Annotated in this window: 1 protein-coding gene; it reads left to right on the top strand. The window is 72.4% G+C overall.

Translation table 11 applies throughout. From position 1 onward, the window contains the following. The first annotated feature begins 13 nt into the window (after nucleotides 1–13). Nucleotides 14–574, top strand: coding sequence for a SigE family RNA polymerase sigma factor (locus FOE67_RS27785; RefSeq protein ID WP_182667561.1), 561 nt, complete (start codon nucleotides 14–16; stop codon nucleotides 572–574). The last annotated feature ends 75 nt before the right edge of the window (nucleotides 575–649 follow it).

Genomic DNA, 649 nt, shown 5'->3' with positions numbered 1-649 from the left:
CGCGAGCGGGGCGATCACGGGGGATCGCACGGGGGAATGGCGCTCCGGGGACGCGGAGGCGGAGTTCACCGCCTACGTGAGGGAGCGTCGGGCCTCGCTCTACGCCGCCGCCTACCACCTCACCGGCGACCGCCACGAGGCGGAGGACCTGCTGCAGAGCGCGCTGTTGTCCACCTACCGGGCCTGGGACCGGATCAGCGACAAGGGCGCGGTCGGCGGTTACCTCCGTCGCACCATGACCAACCTGCACATCAGCGCCTGGCGGCGTCGCAAGCTCAACGAGTACCCGACCGAGGAACTGCCGGAGGAGCCCGGCGACCAGGACACCATGCGCGGCACCGAGCTGCGGACCGTCCTGTGGCAGGCGCTCGCCCGGCTGCCCGAGCAGCAGCGCACCATGCTCGTCCTGCGCTACTACGAGGGCCGCACCGATCCGGAGATCGCCGACACCCTGAACATCAGTGTCGGCACGGTCAAGAGCAGCATCTGGCGCACCCTGCGCCGGCTGCGCGAGGACCGCACGCTCGGCCCCGGCCGGGACCGGGACCTGTGCTTCGGGGAACTGGTGGCCTGAGCGCCGCGCACCCGAATCCGCGTGCCGTCCGGTGCGCGGCGGGGGGATCCGATCCGGGGGGACGGAGGGGAACGG

Source organism: Streptomyces calidiresistens (assembly GCF_014141525.1).
Lineage (GTDB): Bacteria > Actinomycetota > Actinomycetes > Streptomycetales > Streptomycetaceae > Streptomyces > Streptomyces calidiresistens.
This window is presented reverse-complemented; position numbering and strand designations above follow the sequence as displayed.